This window comes from Roseateles sp. GW821-FHT09B06 (genome assembly GCF_059418245.1).
Genome location: NZ_JBWKPM010000008.1, coordinates 174,834 through 193,039, shown reverse-complemented (window position 1 = coordinate 193,039; position 18,206 = coordinate 174,834). Strand labels below are relative to the sequence as shown.

At 70.8% G+C, this 18,206-nt stretch carries 17 protein-coding genes and 1 pseudogene; 11 read left to right on the top strand and 7 right to left on the bottom strand.

Annotated elements, in window-relative coordinates; translation table 11 throughout:
• Positions 1-154 (bottom strand): annotated as a pseudogene (locus AC07OQ_RS10005) (helix-turn-helix domain-containing protein); the annotation flags it as partial.
• Between the two features lie 173 nt (positions 155-327).
• Here AC07OQ_RS10005 and AC07OQ_RS10000 point away from each other — a divergent pair.
• The 6 genes from AC07OQ_RS10000 to AC07OQ_RS09975 all read left to right on the top strand — a co-directional run bounded on the left by AC07OQ_RS10000 (position 328) and on the right by AC07OQ_RS09975 (position 5,247).
• Positions 328-699, top strand: coding sequence for a DUF2946 domain-containing protein (locus tag AC07OQ_RS10000; RefSeq protein WP_495052968.1), 372 nt, complete (start codon positions 328-330; stop codon positions 697-699).
• 93 nt (positions 700-792) lie between these two features.
• On the top strand, positions 793-1,296 hold the full coding sequence (locus AC07OQ_RS09995) for a copper chaperone PCu(A)C (protein WP_495052967.1): 504 nt from the start codon (positions 793-795) through the stop codon (positions 1,294-1,296).
• Between the two features lie 4 nt (positions 1,297-1,300).
• The gene (locus AC07OQ_RS09990; RefSeq protein WP_495052966.1) at positions 1,301-1,675 is read left to right on the top strand and encodes a DUF2946 family protein; all 375 of its coding nucleotides are present in this window, start codon (positions 1,301-1,303) and stop codon (positions 1,673-1,675) included.
• 79 nt (positions 1,676-1,754) lie between these two features.
• Positions 1,755-4,145: a TonB-dependent receptor gene (locus AC07OQ_RS09985; protein ID WP_495052965.1), complete on the top strand. Its 2,391-nt coding sequence runs from the start codon at positions 1,755-1,757 to the stop codon at positions 4,143-4,145.
• Positions 4,146-4,158: 13 nt separating this feature from the next.
• Entirely contained in the window at positions 4,159-4,695 is a 537-nt protein-coding gene (locus tag AC07OQ_RS09980; protein ID WP_495052964.1) for a YcnI family copper-binding membrane protein, read from the top strand.
• A gap of 48 nt (positions 4,696-4,743) precedes the next feature.
• Positions 4,744-5,247 (top strand): GNAT family N-acetyltransferase, encoded by a 504-nt coding sequence (locus tag AC07OQ_RS09975; protein ID WP_495052973.1) that lies wholly within the window; start codon positions 4,744-4,746, stop codon positions 5,245-5,247.
• 20 nt (positions 5,248-5,267) lie between these two features.
• Here AC07OQ_RS09975 and AC07OQ_RS09970 read toward each other — a convergent pair whose 3' ends face one another.
• Both AC07OQ_RS09970 and AC07OQ_RS09965 read right to left on the bottom strand, forming a co-directional pair.
• Positions 5,268-5,612 (bottom strand): PRC-barrel domain-containing protein, encoded by a 345-nt coding sequence (locus tag AC07OQ_RS09970; RefSeq protein WP_495052963.1) that lies wholly within the window; start codon positions 5,610-5,612, stop codon positions 5,268-5,270.
• A gap of 44 nt (positions 5,613-5,656) precedes the next feature.
• Positions 5,657-6,007: a hypothetical protein gene (locus AC07OQ_RS09965; RefSeq protein ID WP_495052962.1), complete on the bottom strand. Its 351-nt coding sequence runs from the start codon at positions 6,005-6,007 to the stop codon at positions 5,657-5,659.
• A 231-nt stretch (positions 6,008-6,238) separates the two neighbouring features.
• On the opposite strand from AC07OQ_RS09965, the gene AC07OQ_RS09960 reads away from it, so the two are divergent.
• The 5 genes from AC07OQ_RS09960 to AC07OQ_RS09940 all read left to right on the top strand — a co-directional run bounded on the left by AC07OQ_RS09960 (position 6,239) and on the right by AC07OQ_RS09940 (position 13,261).
• A complete protein-coding gene (locus AC07OQ_RS09960) occupies positions 6,239-7,078 on the top strand; it encodes an urease accessory protein UreD (RefSeq protein ID WP_495052961.1) in 840 nt (279 codons plus the stop codon).
• A 102-nt stretch (positions 7,079-7,180) separates the two neighbouring features.
• Entirely contained in the window at positions 7,181-7,726 is a 546-nt protein-coding gene (locus tag AC07OQ_RS09955) for a heme NO-binding domain-containing protein (protein WP_495052960.1), read from the top strand.
• Positions 7,689-9,251 carry a putative bifunctional diguanylate cyclase/phosphodiesterase gene (locus tag AC07OQ_RS09950; protein ID WP_495052959.1) on the top strand — a complete coding sequence of 521 codons (1,563 nt, stop codon included), beginning with the start codon at positions 7,689-7,691 and terminating at the stop codon, positions 9,249-9,251. Before AC07OQ_RS09955 ends, AC07OQ_RS09950 begins: the two co-directional genes overlap by 38 nt.
• 52 nt (positions 9,252-9,303) lie before the next feature.
• Positions 9,304-11,448 carry a prolyl oligopeptidase family serine peptidase gene (locus AC07OQ_RS09945; protein WP_495052958.1) on the top strand — a complete coding sequence of 715 codons (2,145 nt, stop codon included), beginning with the start codon at positions 9,304-9,306 and terminating at the stop codon, positions 11,446-11,448.
• Between the two features lie 148 nt (positions 11,449-11,596).
• Positions 11,597-13,261 (top strand): methyl-accepting chemotaxis protein, encoded by a 1,665-nt coding sequence (locus tag AC07OQ_RS09940; RefSeq protein ID WP_495052957.1) that lies wholly within the window; start codon positions 11,597-11,599, stop codon positions 13,259-13,261.
• 184 nt (positions 13,262-13,445) lie between these two features.
• Here AC07OQ_RS09940 and urtE read toward each other — a convergent pair whose 3' ends face one another.
• From urtE to urtB, 4 genes are all read right to left on the bottom strand, one after another.
• On the bottom strand, positions 13,446-14,165 hold the full coding sequence (gene urtE / locus AC07OQ_RS09935; protein ID WP_495052956.1) for an urea ABC transporter ATP-binding subunit UrtE: 720 nt from the start codon (positions 14,163-14,165) through the stop codon (positions 13,446-13,448).
• Between the two features lie 251 nt (positions 14,166-14,416).
• Positions 14,417-15,310, bottom strand: coding sequence for an urea ABC transporter ATP-binding protein UrtD (gene urtD, locus AC07OQ_RS09930; RefSeq protein WP_495052955.1), 894 nt, complete (start codon positions 15,308-15,310; stop codon positions 14,417-14,419).
• Complete coding sequence (gene urtC, locus AC07OQ_RS09925) at positions 15,307-16,422, bottom strand: urea ABC transporter permease subunit UrtC (RefSeq protein ID WP_495052972.1); 1,116 nt, start codon at positions 16,420-16,422, stop codon at positions 15,307-15,309. Before urtC ends, urtD begins: the two co-directional genes overlap by 4 nt.
• Before the next feature lie 112 nt (positions 16,423-16,534).
• Positions 16,535-18,115 (bottom strand): urea ABC transporter permease subunit UrtB, encoded by a 1,581-nt coding sequence (gene urtB, locus AC07OQ_RS09920; RefSeq protein WP_495052954.1) that lies wholly within the window; start codon positions 18,113-18,115, stop codon positions 16,535-16,537.
• Positions 18,116-18,206 lie beyond the last annotated feature (91 nt).

Genomic DNA, 18,206 nt, shown 5'->3' with positions numbered 1-18,206 from the left:
GCTCGCGGGCGCGCCGGTGCTCGCCCAGCTGGGCCATCGCGATGCCGCGCAGCGCCAGCGCCGGCGGGTCGTCGCGCAGGCCGATGCGCTTCAGGGCGGCGAGCGCGTCGCCGACGGCGAGGGCGCGCGCGGCGGCGGCGATCAGGGAATCCATCGCGGCATGCTACTGCGCCGCCGCCAGCGCCCCGAACCTCGCCGAGGCTCGCGCCCAGCGGATCGGCCGGCCGACGCGCCGCGGGCGCCTTCTTGCGCCGCTTAGGGGCGCCACAAAGCGAGGTGCGGCGCGATCATCGCCGAGGTCGCGCGGCCGGCCGCTAGAATGCGGCCGTGCCCAACCTGCCCCGCCCCTCGCTGCTCAGCCGCTGGATGGTCGTCCTGACCTTCTGGCTGATGGCGCTGGCGCCCGCGATCTCGCAGGCGATGAACGAGGGCGGCGCTAGTCCGCTGCTGAGCGGTCAGGTCTGCAGCAGCTCGGGCAACATCCCCCAGCCGGGCGGCGACGAGCCGCGGCAGCTGTTCGAGCATTGCCCGCTGTGCTCGCTGCAGGCCCATCAAGACCTGGCCCCGCCGCCACCCGCGGCCGCCACGCCCCTGCGTGCCGATCTCGGCCATGCCGTCGCGGAACGCTTCCTCAGCGCGGCCGCCACCGGCCACGCCTGGACCACCAGCCACGCCCGCGCGCCACCGGCCGCGCGCTGAGCCTCGACGCGCCGTTTCGCCGGCGCCCTCCCTCGGGCGCCTTTTCGCCAGGCCGCATCAGCGCGGCCGACCCCCGCCTCCATGGAGAAGACCATGCCCCCCATCCGCAGCTGGGCCGCCGCCCTGTCCGCCCTGTCCGCCCTATCCGCCCTGTCCCTGGGCCTGCTCGCACCGGGCGCCCAGGCCCAGGCCCAGTCCAAGTCCCTGAAGGTCAGCCAGCCCTGGGTGCGCGCCACCGTCGCCCAGCAGAAGGCCACCGGCGCCTTCATGCAGCTCAGTGCCAGCCAGGCCGGCCGCGTGGTCGAGGTGCGCTCGCCGGCCGCCGGCGTGGCCGAGATCCACGAGATGAAGATGGAGGGCACGGTGATGAAGATGCGCGCGCTGCCGGCGCTGGAGCTGAGCGCCGGCCAGGCCGTCGAGTTCAAGCCCGGCGGCTACCACATCATGCTGATGGACCTGAAGACCGCGCTGAAGCCCGGCGACGAGGTGCCGCTGACCCTGGTGTTCGAGGCCAGGGACGGCAAGCGCGAGACCCTGGAGCTGAAGGCCCCGGCGCGCGCGCCGGCACCCGAAATGGCCCACCCGCACAAGCATTGATGCCATGACAAGGCGGCAGGGCACGGCGGCCCCGACGGCCTGGATCGCGATCGCGGTCCTGCTGCTGGCGGCGCTGTTTCCGGCCCTGCTGCGCATCGCCACGGCCGACCGGCCGGCGCTGTGGTCCGAGATCTGTTCCAGCGCCGCCAGCAGCGCGAAGCAGGCTCCCGCCGATCCGCTGAGCGCCGGCGACGCCGAGCATTGCCCCTGGTGCCGGCTGCAGCAGGCCGCGCCGGCCCTGCCTCCGCCGCCCGCCCCGCTGCTGGCCCTGGCCACCGGGCTGCGCCAGGCCCTGCCCGAGCGCTTCCTCGGCGCCGCCCTCACGCCCCATGCCTGGCGGGCCGCCCCGGCCCGCGCCCCGCCTCCGCACCGCTTCTGATCCCTGCGCCGACCGGCCCGCCGCGAACGACCCGCAAACGGCCCGGTCTCCCAGTATTCGAAACGATCCGGAGTCTGCGATGAAACACCATCCGCATGCCGCCCCCAGTCGCATCGGGCTGGCCTGCCTGCTCGCGCTGGCCGGCCTGAGCGCATCCCCCGCCGCCCGCGCCTGCGTCGATTGCGGCGACGATGCCGCCGAACCCGAGGCTGCCGCGGACGCCGCCACGGTTCCCGTGGTCCCGCCGCGTCGCCTCGGCCTGGTGGTGGTCGAGGGCAGCAGCATCGCCAGCTCGCTGCCCACCCGCATCCCCACCACCCTGGAGGGCATCAACGCCGAGGAGCTGGCGCGTCAGATCAATGCCACCGATGCCGAGGACGCGCTCAAATACCTGCCCAGCCTGCTGGTGCGCAAGCGCTATATCGGCGACTATAACCATGCGGTGCTGTCCACCCGCGCCAGCGGCACCGGCAACAGCGCGCGCTCCCTGGTGTTCGCCGACGGCGTGCCGCTGTCCAATCTGCTGGGCAACGGCGCCGCCTTCACGCCGCGCTGGGGCATGGTCACGCCGGAGGAGATCGCCCGCGTCGACGTGATGTACGGCCCCTTCTCGGCCGCCTACTCGGGCAATGCGGTCGGCGCGGTGGTGGACTACCAGACCCGCATGCCCACCCGCTTCGAGGCCCATGCACGCCTCGGCTACAGCCGCCAGGACAACGAGCTCTATGGCCAGGACCGCAGCTTCGACGCCACCCAGGCCAGCATCGCGATCGGCAGCCGCGCCGGCGCCTGGTCCTGGTGGCTCCACGCCGCGCGCCTGGACAGCCATGGCCAGCCGCAGACCTTCGCCACCAAGCCGCTGGCCGGCGGCGCCAGCGGCAGCGGCCTGGCCGTCAGCGGCGCGCTACCGGGACGCAACCGCAGCAATCAGGACTGGTGGCTGATCGGCAGCGCCACCGAATACGAGACCGTGCAGGAGCAGCTGAAGCTCAAGCTGGCCTATGACATCGCGCCGGGCCTGAGCGCCAGCCTGCTGCTGGGCCTGTGGGACAACGCCAGCGACGGCGGCTCGCGCAGTTGGCTGCGCGATGCCGACGGCCGGCCGGTCGACCACCGCTATGGCGGCGGCCTCAGCCAGGCGGTGCTCATCGGCGGCCAGCGCTACACGCTGTCCGCGTCCGACTTCGGCCGCACGCGCGACGATCTGCAGCATCTGATGAGCGCCTTCACGCTGCGCCAGCGCGGCCGGCCCGACCTCAACTGGGAATTCTCGGCCAGCCATTACGACTACCGCCGCGACGCCGGTCGCGCCTATGCCCCGAGCAGCGCCGCCCTGCCCGAGGCCGGCCGGCTGACCGACCAGGCCGGCACCGGCTGGACCACCGTCGGCGCCAAGGGCAGCTGGGCCGCCGCGGCCGAACATCATCTGGATTTCGGCGCCGCGCAGGAGCGCTACCGGCTGCGCAACCGCGTCTATGCGCTGAGCGACTGGCGCTGGAGCGAGCCGAGCGCCGGCCCCGCCTCGCGCTTCGAGGGCGAGACCGAGCTGTCCGCGCTGTTCCTGCAGGACGCCTGGCGCTTCGCGCCCGACTGGGTCGCGGTGCTGGGCCTGCGCGCCGAGCAATGGCGGGCCCGCCGCGGCCTCAGCAGCAGCGGCGCCAACCTGCTGCAGCACCCGGCGCGCCGCGCGAGCGACCTGTCGCCCAAGGCCGCGCTGTCCTGGAGCCTCGGCGACGCCTGGGTGCTGAAGGCCAGCACCGGCCGGGCCATCCGCTATCCGACGGTCAGCGAGCTGTTCCAGGGCGGTTTCAACAACCAGGGCCAGGCGATCAACAACGATCCGGACCTCAAGCCCGAGCGCAGCTGGACCAGCGAGCTGAGCGCCGAGTGGCTGGGCGAGGCGCCCGAGCAGCGCCTGCGCCTCACCTATTTCCAGGAGGACAGCCGCGACGCGCTCTACGCCCAGCTCAACCCCGCCACCAATGCCAACACGGTGCAGAACATCGAGCGCATCCGCACCCGCGGGCTGGAACTGGCCGGCAGCACGCCGCTCGCCGCGCCGCTGCGCAAGCTCAGCCTGCAGGGCAGCCTCACCTATGCCGACTCGCGCATCCTGGCCAACCGCGGCTATGTGCTCGTGCCGGGCGACACGATAGGCAAATGGCAGCCGCGCGTGCCGCGCTGGCGCGCCACCCTGGTGGCCAGTTGGCAGGCCCGCGAGGACCTGGCCCTGACCTGGGCCGCACGCTACAGCGGCCGCCAGTACAGCAGCCTGGACAACAGCGATCCCAACGGCTTCGCCTATCAGGGCGCCAGCCGCTACTTCAGCACCGACCTGCGCGCCCAGTGGCGCATCGGCAAGCAGTGGACCCTGGCCGGCGGCATCGACAACCTGAACAACTACCAGTACTGGAATTTCCACCCCTATCCGCAGCGCACCTTCCATGCCGAGCTGCGTTTTGACCTCTGACGAAAGACGGCCCATGAAGCACCATCCGTTTTCCCTCGCCCTCTTGCTGCTGACCGGGGCGGCCCGGGCCCATGTGGCGCTGGACCAGCCCCAGGCCCCGGCCGGCAGCGCCTACCGGGCGGCCCTGCGCGTCGGCCATGGCTGCGCCGGCTCGCCCACCACCGCCATCACCGTGCAGCTGCCCGAGGGCCTGCGCGGCGCCAAACCCCAACCCAAGCCGGGTTGGACCCTGAGCGTCAGGAAGGCCAGGCTGGCCCAACCCTACGAAAGCCATGGCAAATCGGTCACCGAGGGCGTGGTCGAGGTCAGCTGGGTGGCCCAGGGCGAGGCGAACCAGCTGCAGGACGACTGGTTCGACGAGTTCGTGCTGCGCGCCACCTTGCCCGAGCGGCCCGGCACCCTGTGGTTCAAGGTGCTGCAGCGCTGCGTGAGGGGCGAACAGGCCTGGACCGAGGTACCGGCCGAAGGGCAGCCGGGCGAGGGGCCGAAGCTGCCGGCGGCGCGCCTGCGGGTATTGCCGGTCGAGGGCGGCAAGCACGCCGGGCATTGATCGCGCGCGGGGCTAGGGGGCTAGGATAGGCCGGTGAACCAAGATGCCCTGCTGATCCGCCCCGAGACGCCGGCCGATGCCGAGGCGATCGGCGCCCTGACCGAGCTGGCCTTCCGCACGGCCCCGCACAGCAGCCACACCGAGCAGCATGTCGTCCGCGCGCTGCGCGCGGCGCATGCGCTCGCGCTGTCCCTGGTGGCGGAGCTGGACGGCGCGCTCGCCGGCCATGTCGCGCTGTCGCCGGTCACCCTCTCGGACGGCAGCGGCGGCTGGTTCGGCCTCGGACCGATCTCGGTCAGCCCGCCGCTGCAAGGGCGGGCCATCGGTTCGCGGCTGATGCATGCCGCGCTGGCGGCGCTGCGCGAGCGCGGCGCCGCGGGCTGCGTGCTGCTGGGCGATCCGGCCTTCTATGGCCGCTTCGGCTTCGTGGCCCGTCCGGAACTCGTGCTGCCGGAGGTGCCGCCCCAGTTTTTCCAGGCCCTGGCCTTCGGCACGGCACCCTGGCCCCGGGGCCGCGTGGCCTTCCACGCGGCCTTCAAGGCCCGGGGCTAGGGGCAGCGGGCGCCGCCGGTTCACCAGGTGACGCCGCAGTAGTCGTAGACCTTGCGGCCATAGTCGTCCGTGTAGTCCGGCGTCCGGTCGTCGGCATATTTCGGCGCCTTCTCGAGCTGCGACTGCTGCAGCGGCACGACATAGCCGTCCAGGCCGGTGTCGTACTTCAGCAGGCTCCAGGGGATCGGGTAGCGGTCGGTGCCGATGCCGAGAAAGCCGCCGAACTCCAGCGCCGCGTAGCGCACCAGGCCGGAACGCTTGTCGATCACGAGGTTGTCGATGCTGCCCAGCTTCTCACCCTGGGCGTTGTAGACGGCCGTGCCTTCGACCTTGTCGGAGGCAATGACGGGATTGCCGATGCTCATGGCGTACTCCTTGTGCTCGGTTGCGGGAAATGAAGGTCGCGGCCTCAGCGTGCCTGGGCCATGCGCTCGCGCTCGACGCGCTCCACCTCGGCCAGGAAGACCGGGCTGTCGCGCAGTTCCATGTAGCGCTCCAGCCGGGCCTGCTGCTCGGACTGCGCGCCGCGCTCCCCGGCCGCGTCGCCATCGGGCGTGCCCAGGCCGGCCTTGCGCCACAGGTTCAGATCGGCCACCACCTCGGCGCGACTCAGGGCGGCGTCGGGGTCGTGCGGCTTGCGCGGCGGCTCCGGGTCGGTGGCCGGCACCAAGGGCGGATCCAGGTAGGCATCGGCCAGGGCCCAGCCCGAACCCAGCAGCATCGAGGCGGCGATCAGAGGGGTCAGCTTGCTCATCTTCATACGACGGTCCTTTCATCCAGGAGGTTCAACAGCGGCTTGCCACGCGAGCGGAGAATTCCGGCCACGCATAGAGCCAGTCTGGGCGGCCGCGGGGCCTGCGTCCGTCCGACCAGCCCGGCTGCGTCCGTAGGACTGCAGGAGGCCAGGGCTACACGATGCAAGGGCGTGCATACGGTGCTGCAAAACATTGCAAGCGTCGCCGCGCGCACGGCTCTTGCTAAGCTCCCCGACATGGCATGGCATGGACGACTGACGCTGGACTACCGGCGCGATGCGAGTACCGGGCGCACCATCGCGCTGGACCGGCACGAGGGGCCGCTGCGCGTGCTGCAGCGCCTCTACCCCGAGGGGCCGGGTATCTGCCACCATGTGCTGGTGCACCCGCCCGGCGGCATCGTCGGCGGCGACCGGCTGGAGATCGAGGCCACGCTGGCCGAGGGCAGCCATGCGCTGCTCACCACGCCCGGCGCGACGCGCTTCTACCGCAGCGCCGGCGAGCCGGCCTGCCAGAGCCTGCGCGCCCGGCTGGCGCCGGGCAGCCGGCTCGAATGGCTGCCGCTGGAGACCATCGCCTACGACGGCGCGCTGGCCGAGAACCGCATGGTCTTCGAGCTGGCGCCGGGCGCCGAGATGCTGGGCTGGGACCTGCTGGCCCTGGGCCTGCCGGCCGCCAACCTGGCCTTCCGACGCGGCCGCTACCAGCAGCACCTGGAACTGCCGGGCCGCTGGCTGGAGCGCGGCCTGATCCGCGCCGACGACCGGGCCTTGCTCGATTCGCCGCTGGGCCTGGCCGGCCGCAAGGTGCTGGCCAGCCTGTGGTTCGCCGCGGGCTCGGGGCTGCCCGGCGCGCGGCGCGAGGCCCTGCTGGAAGCGGCGCGCGCCGAGATCGACGCCGACACCCTGCTGCGCGCCAGCGCCGGCTGCACCGCGCCGGAGGGCGGCGTGGTGGTGCTGCGCCTGCTGGCCGACCGGGTGGAGCCCGCGATGGCGCTGCTGGCCCGCGTCAGGGCCGCCTGGCGGCGCGCGGCCTGGGGCCTGGGGCCCTGCCCGCCGCGGGTCTGGCGCACCTGAAGCCTCCCGCCCGGCCCCCCCGCATAAGGCCGTTTGCCGCGGTGCGCATTGCGCATACAGTAGACGCATAGCAGGGCAATAAGCCGTACCGCCTTGGGGGGCATGATGAAGGGCGTGGTTTTCACCGAGTTCCTGGATTTCGTCGCCCAGCGCTTCGGCGAGGACATGGTCGACGACATCATCGCCGCCAGCCAGCTGCCCAGCGGCGGCGCCTACACCGCGGTGGGCACCTACAGCCACGACGAGATGGTCAGCCTCTGCCAGGCCCTGGCCGTGCGCAGCGAACAGCCGGTGCCGGCCCTGCTGCGCAGCTTCGGCGAACACCTCAGCGGGCGCTTCGCGAAGCAGTACCCGGCCTTCTTTGCCCGCAGCAAGGATCTCTTCGACTTCCTGGAAAGCATCGAGGCCCATATCCATGTCGAGGTACGCAAGCTCTACCCAGACGCCGAACTGCCCAGCTTCAGGATCGAGCGGCGCGAGCCCGCGGTCCTGGTGATGCAGTACCGCAGCCCGCGCCGCCTCGGGGCCCTGGCCGAAGGGCTGATCCTCGGCTCGGCGCGCCGCTTCGGAGTCGCGGTGCGGGTGAGCAGCAGCCCCCTGGAGGCCGGCGATGCAGAGGGCACCCGCTTTGTCATCGAGCGCCTCTGAGCCCGACGGCGCGTCGACGGCCGAACTGCAGGAGCGCCTGCGGCGCCTGGAGCAGCGGCTCGAGCGCGAGCGGCGCTCGCGCGGCGAGGCCGAACGCCTGCTGGAGAGCAAGTCCCTGCAACTCTACGAGGCCAACCAGAGCCTCGCCCGACTGGCCCTGGACCTGGAGCGCCGGGTCGAGGAGCGCACCCGGGAGCTCTCGGCGGAGCGCCAGCATGCCCTTTACCGCGCCGAGATCGACACCCTGACCGGCATTGCCAACCGCGCCTCCTTCTCGCGCCAGCTGGCCGAGGAACTGGCCGACCCGCAGGCGGTGGCCCGCGGCGTGGCCGTGCTGCTGCTGGACCTGGACGACTTCAAGACCGTCAACGACAGCCTGGGCCATGCGGCCGGCGATGCCCTGCTGATCGAGTTCGCGCGTCGCCTGGCCGAGACGGTCAGGCCGCGCGACCTGGTGGCGCGGCTCGGCGGCGACGAGTTCGCGGTGCTGGCGCGCGCGGTGCGCGACCACCACGGCCTGCTGCGCATGGCCCAGCGCCTGTTGCGCAATCTGTGCCAGCCGCTGGCGATCGACGGCCGCAACGTGCCCTGCCTGTGCTCGATCGGCCTGGCCGAGGCCGGCCCGGCCGGCGCCCCCGCCGACGCCCTGCTGCGCGACGCCGACCTGGCCCTGTATGCCTCCAAGCGCGCGGGGCGCGCCCGCGTCACTTCCTTCGAGCTGTCGCTGCGTGCCGCGCTGGAGCAGCGCACGGCGCTGGAGGCCGAGGTGCGCCGGGCCCTGGCCGAGGAGCGCTTCCTGCCCTGGTACCAGCCCATCGTGCGCTACCGCAGCGGCCAGCAGGCCGGCGCCGAGATGCTGGCGCGCTGGTTGACCGCCAGCGGCGAGCTGCGCCCGCCGGGCCTGTTCCTCGACGTGGTCGAACGCCTCGGGCTGCTGGACGAGATGATGGAAAGCCTGCTGCGCCGGGCGCTGCGCGAGGCCGCGCCGCTGGTCGCGGCGGGGCGGCTGGCCTATCTGTCGGTCAATATCTCGCCCTCGCAATTCGGCAGCGCCTGGCCGCTGCAGCGCCTGCCCGCGCTGCTGGCCGAGGCCGGCATGCCGGCCAGCGCGCTGGTGATCGAGATCACCGAGACCGCGCTGCTGCAGGACATCGAGGCCACGCGCGCGATGCTGGCGGCCCTGACCGCCACCGGCATGCATATCGCGCTGGACGACTTCGGCATCGGCTACTCCAACTTCGCCCTGCTGCGCCAGCTGCCGATCGGCCTGCTGAAGCTGGACCGCACCCTGATCTGCGACATCGAGACCGACGCGCAGGCCCGCGCGCTGGCCGAATGCATCCTGGAGCTGGCGGCGCGGCTACAGATCCAGGTGGTGGTCGAGGGCATCGAATCGCACGCCCAGGCCGAACTGCTGGCCGCCGCAGGGGCCGACGCGATGCAGGGCTACTGGTTCGCGATGCCGCAGCGCGACCTTTTCGTGCCGCCTCCCATCCGCCCCGCCGGCGCGCTCGCAGCGACCTGAGATACTGCGCGTCACGCCGTCACGAGCGGCGGTCACCAGGACGAGACCCCCGATGATTCGAGCATCCCGTTTGGCATTGGCCCTGAGCGCCACCGCCTGCTCGCTGGCCGCGCTGGCCGGCGGGCCGAGCTATCCCGACAGCCGCAAGATCGAGCAGATCGACGTCTACCATGGCCAGCGCGTCGCCGACCCCTACCGCTGGCTGGAGGACGACAACAGCGCCGAAACCAAGGCCTGGGTGCAGGCCCAGAACCGGGTGAGCGACGCGGTGCTGGCCGCGATGCCGCAGCGCGAGCCGGTGCGCAGGCTCTACACCCGCCTGTTCAACTTCGAGAAGATCGGCGTGCCCTTCAAGGAAGGGAATCGCTACTTCTGGACCCGCAACGACGGCCTGCAGCAGCAGGACGTGGTCTACACCGCCACCGCGCTGAACGCCGCGCCGCAGGTGGCGCTGGACCCCAACACCCTGTCCAAGGACGGCACGGTGGCGCTGACCGGTCTCAAGCCCTCACCGGATGGCAGGCTGCTGGCCTATGGCGTGGCCGTGGGCGGTTCGGACTGGCAGCGCTGGCAGGTGCGCGACCTGGCCAGCGGCCAGGACCTGGCCGACAAGATCGAGTGGGTGAAGTTCTCCAAGGCGGCCTGGACGCCGGACGGCCGGGGTTTCTTCTACGCCCGCTACGACGCCCCCAAGCCCGGCGAGGCCCTGACGGGCGCCAACTACTTCCAGAAGCTCTACTACCACCGCCTCGGCACCGAGCAGTCGGCCGACATCCTGGTGCTGGAGAACAAGGACGAGAAGCAATGGGGCTTCGGCGCCGAGCTCAGCGATGACGGATCCACGCTGATCGTCAATGTCTGGAAGGGCTCGGGCCGCAAGAACGGCCTGATGCTGCTGCCGCTGAAGAACGGCGGCTTCGTGGCCGGCGCCGCGCCCCGGCCGCTGACGATGGCGTTCGACGCCGAGTACGACGCCGTGGCCCTGGTCGCCAACAAGCTCTATGTGCGCACCGACAAGGACGCGCCGCGCGGCCGTCTGATCGCGATCGACATCGACCACCCCGAGCCCGCCAACCCTGCCAACTGGCAGACCGTGGTGGCCGAGAGCGGCGATGCGCTGACCGGCGCCTCCGGCGTGGGGGGGCGCTTCCTGCTGCAATATCTGCGCGATGCGGCCACCCTGGTGCGCGTCCATGGCCCCGACGGCAAGCAGCTCGCCGAGGTGCCGCTGCCCGGCGTGGGCACGGCCAAGGGCTTCGGCGGCAAGTGGGACGACGCCGAGACCTTCTTCAGCTACGCCAGCTTCAGCTCGCCCACCGAGATCCACCGCTTCGAGCCCGCCAGCGGCCGGGCGAGCCTGTTCAAGCGCGCGGCCACCGCCTTCCCGGCCGATCGCTTCGTCACCGAGCGCCATTTCGTCACCAGCAAGGACGGCACGCGCTTCCCCATCTTCATCGCCCACCGCAAGGGCCTGAAGCTGGACGGCACGAACCCAACGCTGCTGTACGGCTACGGCGGCTTCAACGTCCCGCTGACCCCGGGTTACAGCGTCACAGCGGCCACCTGGATGCAGATGGGCGGGGTCTACGTCTCGGCGGCCTTGCGCGGCGGCGGCGAATACGGCGCGGCCTGGCATGAGGCCGGCACCAAGCTGCGCAAGCAGAACGTGTTCGACGACTTCATCGCCGCGGCCGAATGGCTGATCGCGCAGAAGTACACCCAGCCGGCCAGACTGGCGATCAACGGCGGCTCCAACGGCGGCCTGCTGGTGGGTGCGGTGCTGAACCAGCGTCCCGAGCTGTTCGGCGCGGCCGTGCCCCAGGTGGGCGTGATGGACATGCTGCGCTTCCACAAATTCACGATCGGCTGGGCCTGGGTCAGCGACTATGGCAGCTCCGACGATGCCGAGCAGTTCAAGGCCCTGCAGGCCTATTCGCCGCTGCACACCATCCGCTCGCAGCGCCTGTACCCGCCGGTGCTGGTGACCACGGCCGACCATGACGACCGCGTCGTGCCGGCCCACAGCTTCAAGTACATCGCCGCGCTGCAGGCCGCCGACACCGGCCCGGCGCCCAAGCTGATCCGCATCGAGACCGCGGCCGGGCATGGGGCCGGCAAGCCCACCTCGAAGCTCATCGAGGAGCGTGCCGACATGCTGGCCTTCATGGCCAATGCCTTCAAGCTGGACCTGCACTGAGCTTGTCGGGATCCGATCAAGCCGGGAAGATGCACAGCATCCGCCGCCTTGATCGGGGTTTCGGGTGGCGGGGATTGCCGGGATGATTCAACCCTGAACCGGCACCCGTGCATCAGCCGCAGGGTGCCTCATTGCGAGGTGCTTCCCCATGCAGATCATCAAGAACATGAGCATCGCGGCCAAGCTCTCGGCCGCGTTTGCCATGATGCTCATCCTGCTGACCATCCTGGCCCTGTTCGCCTACTCGCGCCTGCAGGTGGTGCAGCAGGATTCACGCACGATCAGCGGCGACTGGATGCCCTCGGTGCGCCATGTCAGCGCGATGGACACCAACATCGCCGAATTCCGCATCGGCCTGTTGCAGGCGATGGCCGCCACCACCAACGAGCAGACCGGCATCGCCGAGCAGAACATGGCCGATGCCGGCAAGAGCCTGGCGGCCAACGGCGAGGCCTATGGCAAGCTGATCGACGACGCGGCCGAGCGCAGGCTCTATGACAAGTTCGGCACCGTGTGGAAGGTCTATCTGGGGCTGACGCAGAAGGCCCTGGAGGCGGTGCGCAACGGCCAGGAAGAGGAGGCGCGCCAGATCCAGACCGGCGAGGCGCGCCGGGCCTACCTGGAAGCCAATGCCACGCTGGCCGAGCTGGTGGCGCTGAACAACAAGGGAGCCGAGGCCTCGGCCACCCACAGCGAGGAGGTGTACCGCTCCGCCGCGCTGTGGCTGCTGCTGGTCAGCCTGGCGGCGGGCGGCGCGGCGATCCTGCTGGCCCTGACCCTGATCCGCGCCATCACCCGGCCGCTGGCCAGGGCCGTCGACGCGGCCGACCGCGTGGCCGGTGGCGATCTGAGCCTGAAGATCGAGTTCGACGGCAGGGACGAGACCGCCCGCCTGCTGCAAGCCATGCAGCGCATGCAGCAAGCCCTGGCCCTCACCGTGGCCAAGGTGCGCGAGGGCGCCGAATCGGTGGCCACCGCCAGCGCCCAGATCGCCCAGGGCAACAGCGATCTCTCGGCCCGCACCGAGGAGCAGGCCTCCTCGCTGGAGGAAACCTCGGCCACGATGGAGGAACTCAGCTCCACCGTGCGCCAGAACGCCGACAACGCCCAGCAGGCCAACCAGCTGGCGCAAAGCGCCAGCGAGGTAGCCAGGAGCGGCGGCCAGGTGGTGGGCCAGGTGGTCAGCACGATGCGTGGCATCGAGGACAGTTCCAGGCGCATCGCCGACATCATCGCGACGATCGACGGCATCGCCTTCCAGACCAACATCCTGGCGCTGAACGCCGCGGTGGAAGCGGCACGCGCCGGCGAACAGGGCCGCGGCTTTGCGGTGGTGGCCGGCGAGGTGCGCTCGCTGGCCCAGCGCAGCGCCGAGGCCGCCAAGGAGATCAAGAAGCTGATCAACGACTCGGTCGAGCGCGTGCAGAGCGGCACCCAGCTGGTGGACCGCGCCGGCCAGACCATGGACGACATCGTCAACTCGGTGCAGCGCGTGGCCGACATCGTCGGCGAGATCAGCAGCGCCAGCACCGAGCAGAGCGCCGGCATCGCCCAGGTGGGCGAGGCGGTGACCCAGCTGGACAAGGCCACGCAGCAGAACGCCGCGCTGGTGGAGGAAAGCGCCGCCGCCAGCGAAAGCCTCAAGCACCAGGCCGCGCGTCTGCTGGACTCGGTGGCCAGCTTCAAGCTGGACGGCAGCCAGCAGCGCCATGCTGCCGCGGTGGCGGCGGCGCCCGCACCGCGGGCCGCGCCGGCCACGCTCAGAACAGCAGCTGCGGCCCCCGCGGCCGACGGCGACTGGAGCAGCTTCTAGGAAAAGCTGCCCGGCTCCTCAGCGCCCAGGCTGCATGCATCGGCATGCCCCGCCCTGCGCTGCACGCGCTTCCCCTGTCCACACCGCGGCCCCACGCCGGCGCTCCCCGTGCCGGCGTCCCGGGCGGTGTCCACAGCGCTCTTGCCCCGGGCCCCAGGCTCGGGGCTTTTTTCCTCCGGCCCGCTCAGATCGAGACGCGCTCGCGCACGCCGTCGCGCCGCATGTCGGCGCCGCGGCCGCGCGCGACGAACTCGCCGCGCTCCATCACCAGGTACCGGTCGGCCAGTTGCTCGGCGAAATCGTAGTACTGCTCGACCAGGATCACGGCCATGCGCTGGCGCCGGCCCGACTCGATCTCCAGGCCTTCGTCGGCCAGCTGGCGCAGCACGCGGCCGATGTCCTTGATGATGCTGGGCTGGATGCCCTCGGTGGGCTCGTCCAGGATCAGCAGCCTGGGGCCGGCCGCCAGCGCGCGCGCGATCGCCAGCTGCTGCTGCTGGCCGCCCGACAGGTCGCCGCCGCGGCGGTGGAGCATGGCCTTGAGCACCGGGAACAGCTCGAACAGCTGGGGCGGGATCTTGGTCGCACCGCTCTTGTAGGCCAGGCCCATGCGCAGGTTCTCCTCGACCGTCAGCCGGCCGAAGATCTCGCGGCCCTGCGGCACATAGCCGATGCCCCGGCGCACGCGGTCGAACGGCGGCAGCTTCGCAATGTCCCGGCCGTCGAACCGCAAGGCACCGCTCTTGACCGGCACCACGCCCATCAGGCTCTTCAGCAGGGTGGTCTTGCCGACGCCGTTGCGGCCCAGGATCACGGTGATCTCACCCTGCCGCGCCTCGAAGGACAGGCCGCGCAGGATGTGGCTGCCGCCGTAGTACTGGTGGAGTTGGTCGGCTTTCAGCATGTGTGCGTTCCTGTCGAGGATGGTGCAACTCGGCCTGCGAGAGGCCGTGCAGGCCGACGCCAGCGGGTATCCGGCTGTCATCTGCCCGGACACGGAGCTTTCTGCGCCCAGGGTTCGCGGCGGTGCACCCTGCCGGGCGAGTGACAGTGGGTACCCGCCGACCGGAGGTAAAGGAGGAGGGCCGCAGGCCCGGGGGACACGCAGGGCGGCGGGTACCCGCTGGCGCTCGACCAGCGCGGACTTTGAGAACGCTAGCGCCCAAGATAGACCTCCACCACCTTCTCATTCGCCTGCACATCCGCCAGCAGCCCCTCCGCCAGCACCGAACCCTCGTGCAGCACCGTGACCTTCTTCTTCCCCTGGGTCAGCTGGTCGACGAACAACATGTCGTGCTCCACCACCACCAGCGAATGCCGGCCCTCCAGCGAGAGGAACAGCTCGGCGGTGCGCTCGGTTTCCTCGTCGGTCATGCCGGCCACCGGCTCGTCCAGCAGCAGCAGCTTGGGATCCTGCATCAAGAGCATGCCGATCTCCAGCCATTGCTTCTGGCCATGTGACAAGAGGCCCGCCTGGGTCCTGGCCTCGGGCAGCAGGTGGATCAGCTGCAGCAGCTCGGCGATGCGGTCCAGTTGCGCACCGGAGAGGCGGGCGAACAGGCTGGCGCGCGCGCGGCGGTCGGCGGCCAGCGCCAGCTCCAGGTTCTCGAACACGCTGAGCTGCTCGTAGACCGTGGGCTTCTGGAACTTGCGGCCGATGCCTACCTTGGCGATCTCGTTCTCGCGCAGGCGCAGCAGGTCGATGTTCTGGCCGAAGCTGGCCGTGCCGGCCGACCCCCGATCGGGCCGGGTCTTGCCGGTGATCACGTCCATCATCGTGGTCTTGCCGGCGCCGTTGGGGCCGATGATGCAGCGCAGCTCGCCGACATCGATCATCAGGCTCAGCTGGTTCAGCGCCTTGAAGCCGTCGAAGGAGACGGTGATGTCGTCCAGGTAGAGCGCCACGCCGGTGCCGAAGTCCGGCTCGCCCCCGGTCAGCAGCCGGCCGAACGGCGCGGCGCGGCCGCCGGAGGCCTGCTGCGGCTCGGCGAGCAGCGCCGCGTGCTCCTGGCGCAGCTTGGCGCCCTGCTCCATCAGCTCGGGGGTCATGTCTTGCTTCCCTTCCCGAAGAGTCCGGCCAAACCGTTCGGCAGCCACAGGGTCACCGCGATGAACAGCGCGCCGAGGAAATACAGCCAGTACTCCGGGAAGGCCTGGGTGAACCAGCTCTTGGCGCCGTTGACGAAGAAGGCGCCGACGATCGGGCCGATCAGGGTGGCGCGGCCGCCCACCGCGGCCCAGATCGCGATCTCGATCGAGGCCGCGGCCGACATCTCGCCGGGGTTGATGATGCCCACCTGGGGCACATAGAGCGCGCCGGCCACGCCGCACATCAGGGCCGACAGCACCCAAACGCCCAGCTTGTAGGCCAGCGGGTCGTAGCCGCTGAACATCACGCGGCTCTCGGCATCGCGGATCGCCTGCAGCACGCGGCCGAACTTGCTCCGCACGATCCAGCGCGCCATCAGGAAGAAGCCGATCAAGGTCAGGCCGGTGATCACGAACAGCAGCATGCGCGTCGAGGGTTGCGCCAGCGGCACGCCGAGGATGCGCTTGAAGTCGGTGAAGCCGTTGTTGCCGCCGAAGCCGGTCTCGTTGCGGAAGAACAAGAGCATCGCGGCGAAGGTCAGGGCCTGGGTGATGATCGAGAAGTACACGCCCTTGATGCGCGAGCGAAAGGCGAAGTAGCCGAACACGAAGGCCAAGAGGCCCGGCACCAGCAGCACCATCGCCATCTGGAACAGGAAGGAATCGCTGAAGGCCCAGTGCCAGGGCAAGGCCTTCCAGTCGAGGAAGACCATGAAGTCCGGCAGCTCGCTCTGGTAGTTGCCGTCGCGGCCGATCTGGCGCATCAGGTACATGCCCATCGCATAGCCGCCCAGCGCGAAGAACAGGCCATGGCCCAGCGACAGGATGCCGGTATAGCCCCAGATCAGGTCCATCGCCAGCGCGCAGATCGCGTAGCACATGATCTTGCCAGTAAGGCCTACCGCGTAGTCGCTCAGATGCAAGACATGGCCCTCGGGCACCAGCAGATTCAGCATCGGCACCAGCACGGCCACGGTGATCGCGGCGGCCAGCACCGCGGCCCAGCCCTTGGCCGAAAGCAGGCGCGGCGCCTGGGGCAGCAGCACGGAAGAGGAGGTCGTGGGAGCGTTCATCATTTCTGCCATCCGCGTACATCGCTCGATCCAGCGAAGCCCGAGGATCCGGCTCCGCCGGTCCTACGGGCTTGCCCCCTTGAGGGGGCGCGCGAAGCGCGTAGGGGGTGGGTCATGCTTCTCGGCCCTTTATCGCAAAGAGTCCCTGGGGCCGCTTCTGGATAAAGACGACGATAAAGACCAGCACCATGATCTTGGCCAGCACCGCGCCGGCGACGCCTTCCAGCAGCTTGTTCAGCACGCCCAGGCCCAGCGCCGCGATCACGGTGCCGGCGAGCTGGCCGACGCCGCCCAGCACCACGACCATGAAGCTGTCGACGATATAGCTCTGGCCCAGGTCCGGGCCGACATTGCCGACCTGGCTGAGCGCGCAGCCGGCCAGGCCGGCGATGCCGGCGCCCAAGGCGAAGGCATAGGTGTCGATGCGCGCGGTATTGACGCCCATGCAGGCGGCCATGCGGCGGTTCTGCGTGACGCCGCGCACGAACAGACCCAGCCGTGTCCTGGCGATCAGCAGCGCGACGCCGCCCAGCACCAGGAAGGCAAACGCGATGATCGCGATGCGGTTGTAGGGCAGGGTCAGGTTGCTCATCACCGCGACGCCGCCCGACAGCCAGGCCGGGTTCTCGACCGGCACGTTCTGCGCGCCGAACAGCGAGCGCACCGCCTGCATCAGCACCAGCGAGATGCCCCAGGTGGCCAAGAGGGTCTCCAGCGGCCGGCCGTAGAGCCAGCGGATCACGCTGCGCTCCAGCACCGCGCCGACCAGCGCGGCGGCCAGGAAGCTGGCCGGAATGGCCAGCAGCACGTAGCAGTCGAACAGGCCCGGCGGCAGCCAGGCCCTGAAGAGGTTCTGCACCAGATAGGTCGCGTAGGCGCCCACCATCATCAGCTCGCCATGGGCCATATTGATCACGCCCATCAGCCCGTAGGTGATGGCCAGGCCCAGGGCCACCAGCAGCAGGATGGAGCCGAGGCTGACGCCGGTGAACAGCAGGCCCAGGCGCTCGCCCCAGGCCAGGCGCGCTTCCAGCCGGGACAGGGCCTGCGACAGCGCGGACTTGACCTCGGCATCGGGCTCGGCCGCCAAGCGCTCCAGCAGCAGGCTCCTGACCGCCGGCTCGCTGCTGCCCTCCGCCAGCTGGCGCGCGGCGTCCAGGCGCTTGGCCTTGTCCGGCGATGCCACGACCAGGGCCGCGCGCATCAGGGTCAGCCGCGCCTTCAGGCCGGCATCGCCCTCCGCCGCCAGCGCCCGGTCCAAGAGCGGCAGCTGCGACTCGTCCAGGCTCTGCCTGGCCAACTCGGCCACCGCCTCGCGGCGCGCGGCAAGTTCGGGCGAGGCCAGCTTGAGCGCGGCCAGCGCCGCCTGCAGCGCGCCGCGCATGCGGTTGTTGTTGACCACATCCTCGGCATCCTCCGGCAGGGTGGCCGGCCGGCCCGTCGCGGCGTCCACGGTCCCTCTCTCGCCGTCGAACACCAGCACCTGCGTCGGCGTCAGCTTGACGCTGTCGTCGAGCATCGCCTGCACGAACGCCGCCAGCCCGGTCTCCGCCTTGGACGCGGCCTCGTTCAGCGCCGCAATGCGAGCATCGGTATCGCCCGCCGCGATCGCGCGCGCCTGCTCCGGGGTCAGGGCTTGCGCCGCGCCGACCAGCAGCAGCCCCGCCAGCAAAAGCATCAACAAACGTCGCATAGAGAATCACCATCGAGCGCTGGCCCCCAGGGCCAGCACGAGAGATCAAGCGACCACCGCGGATCCGGCTTTGCCGGTCCGCCGGTGGTGC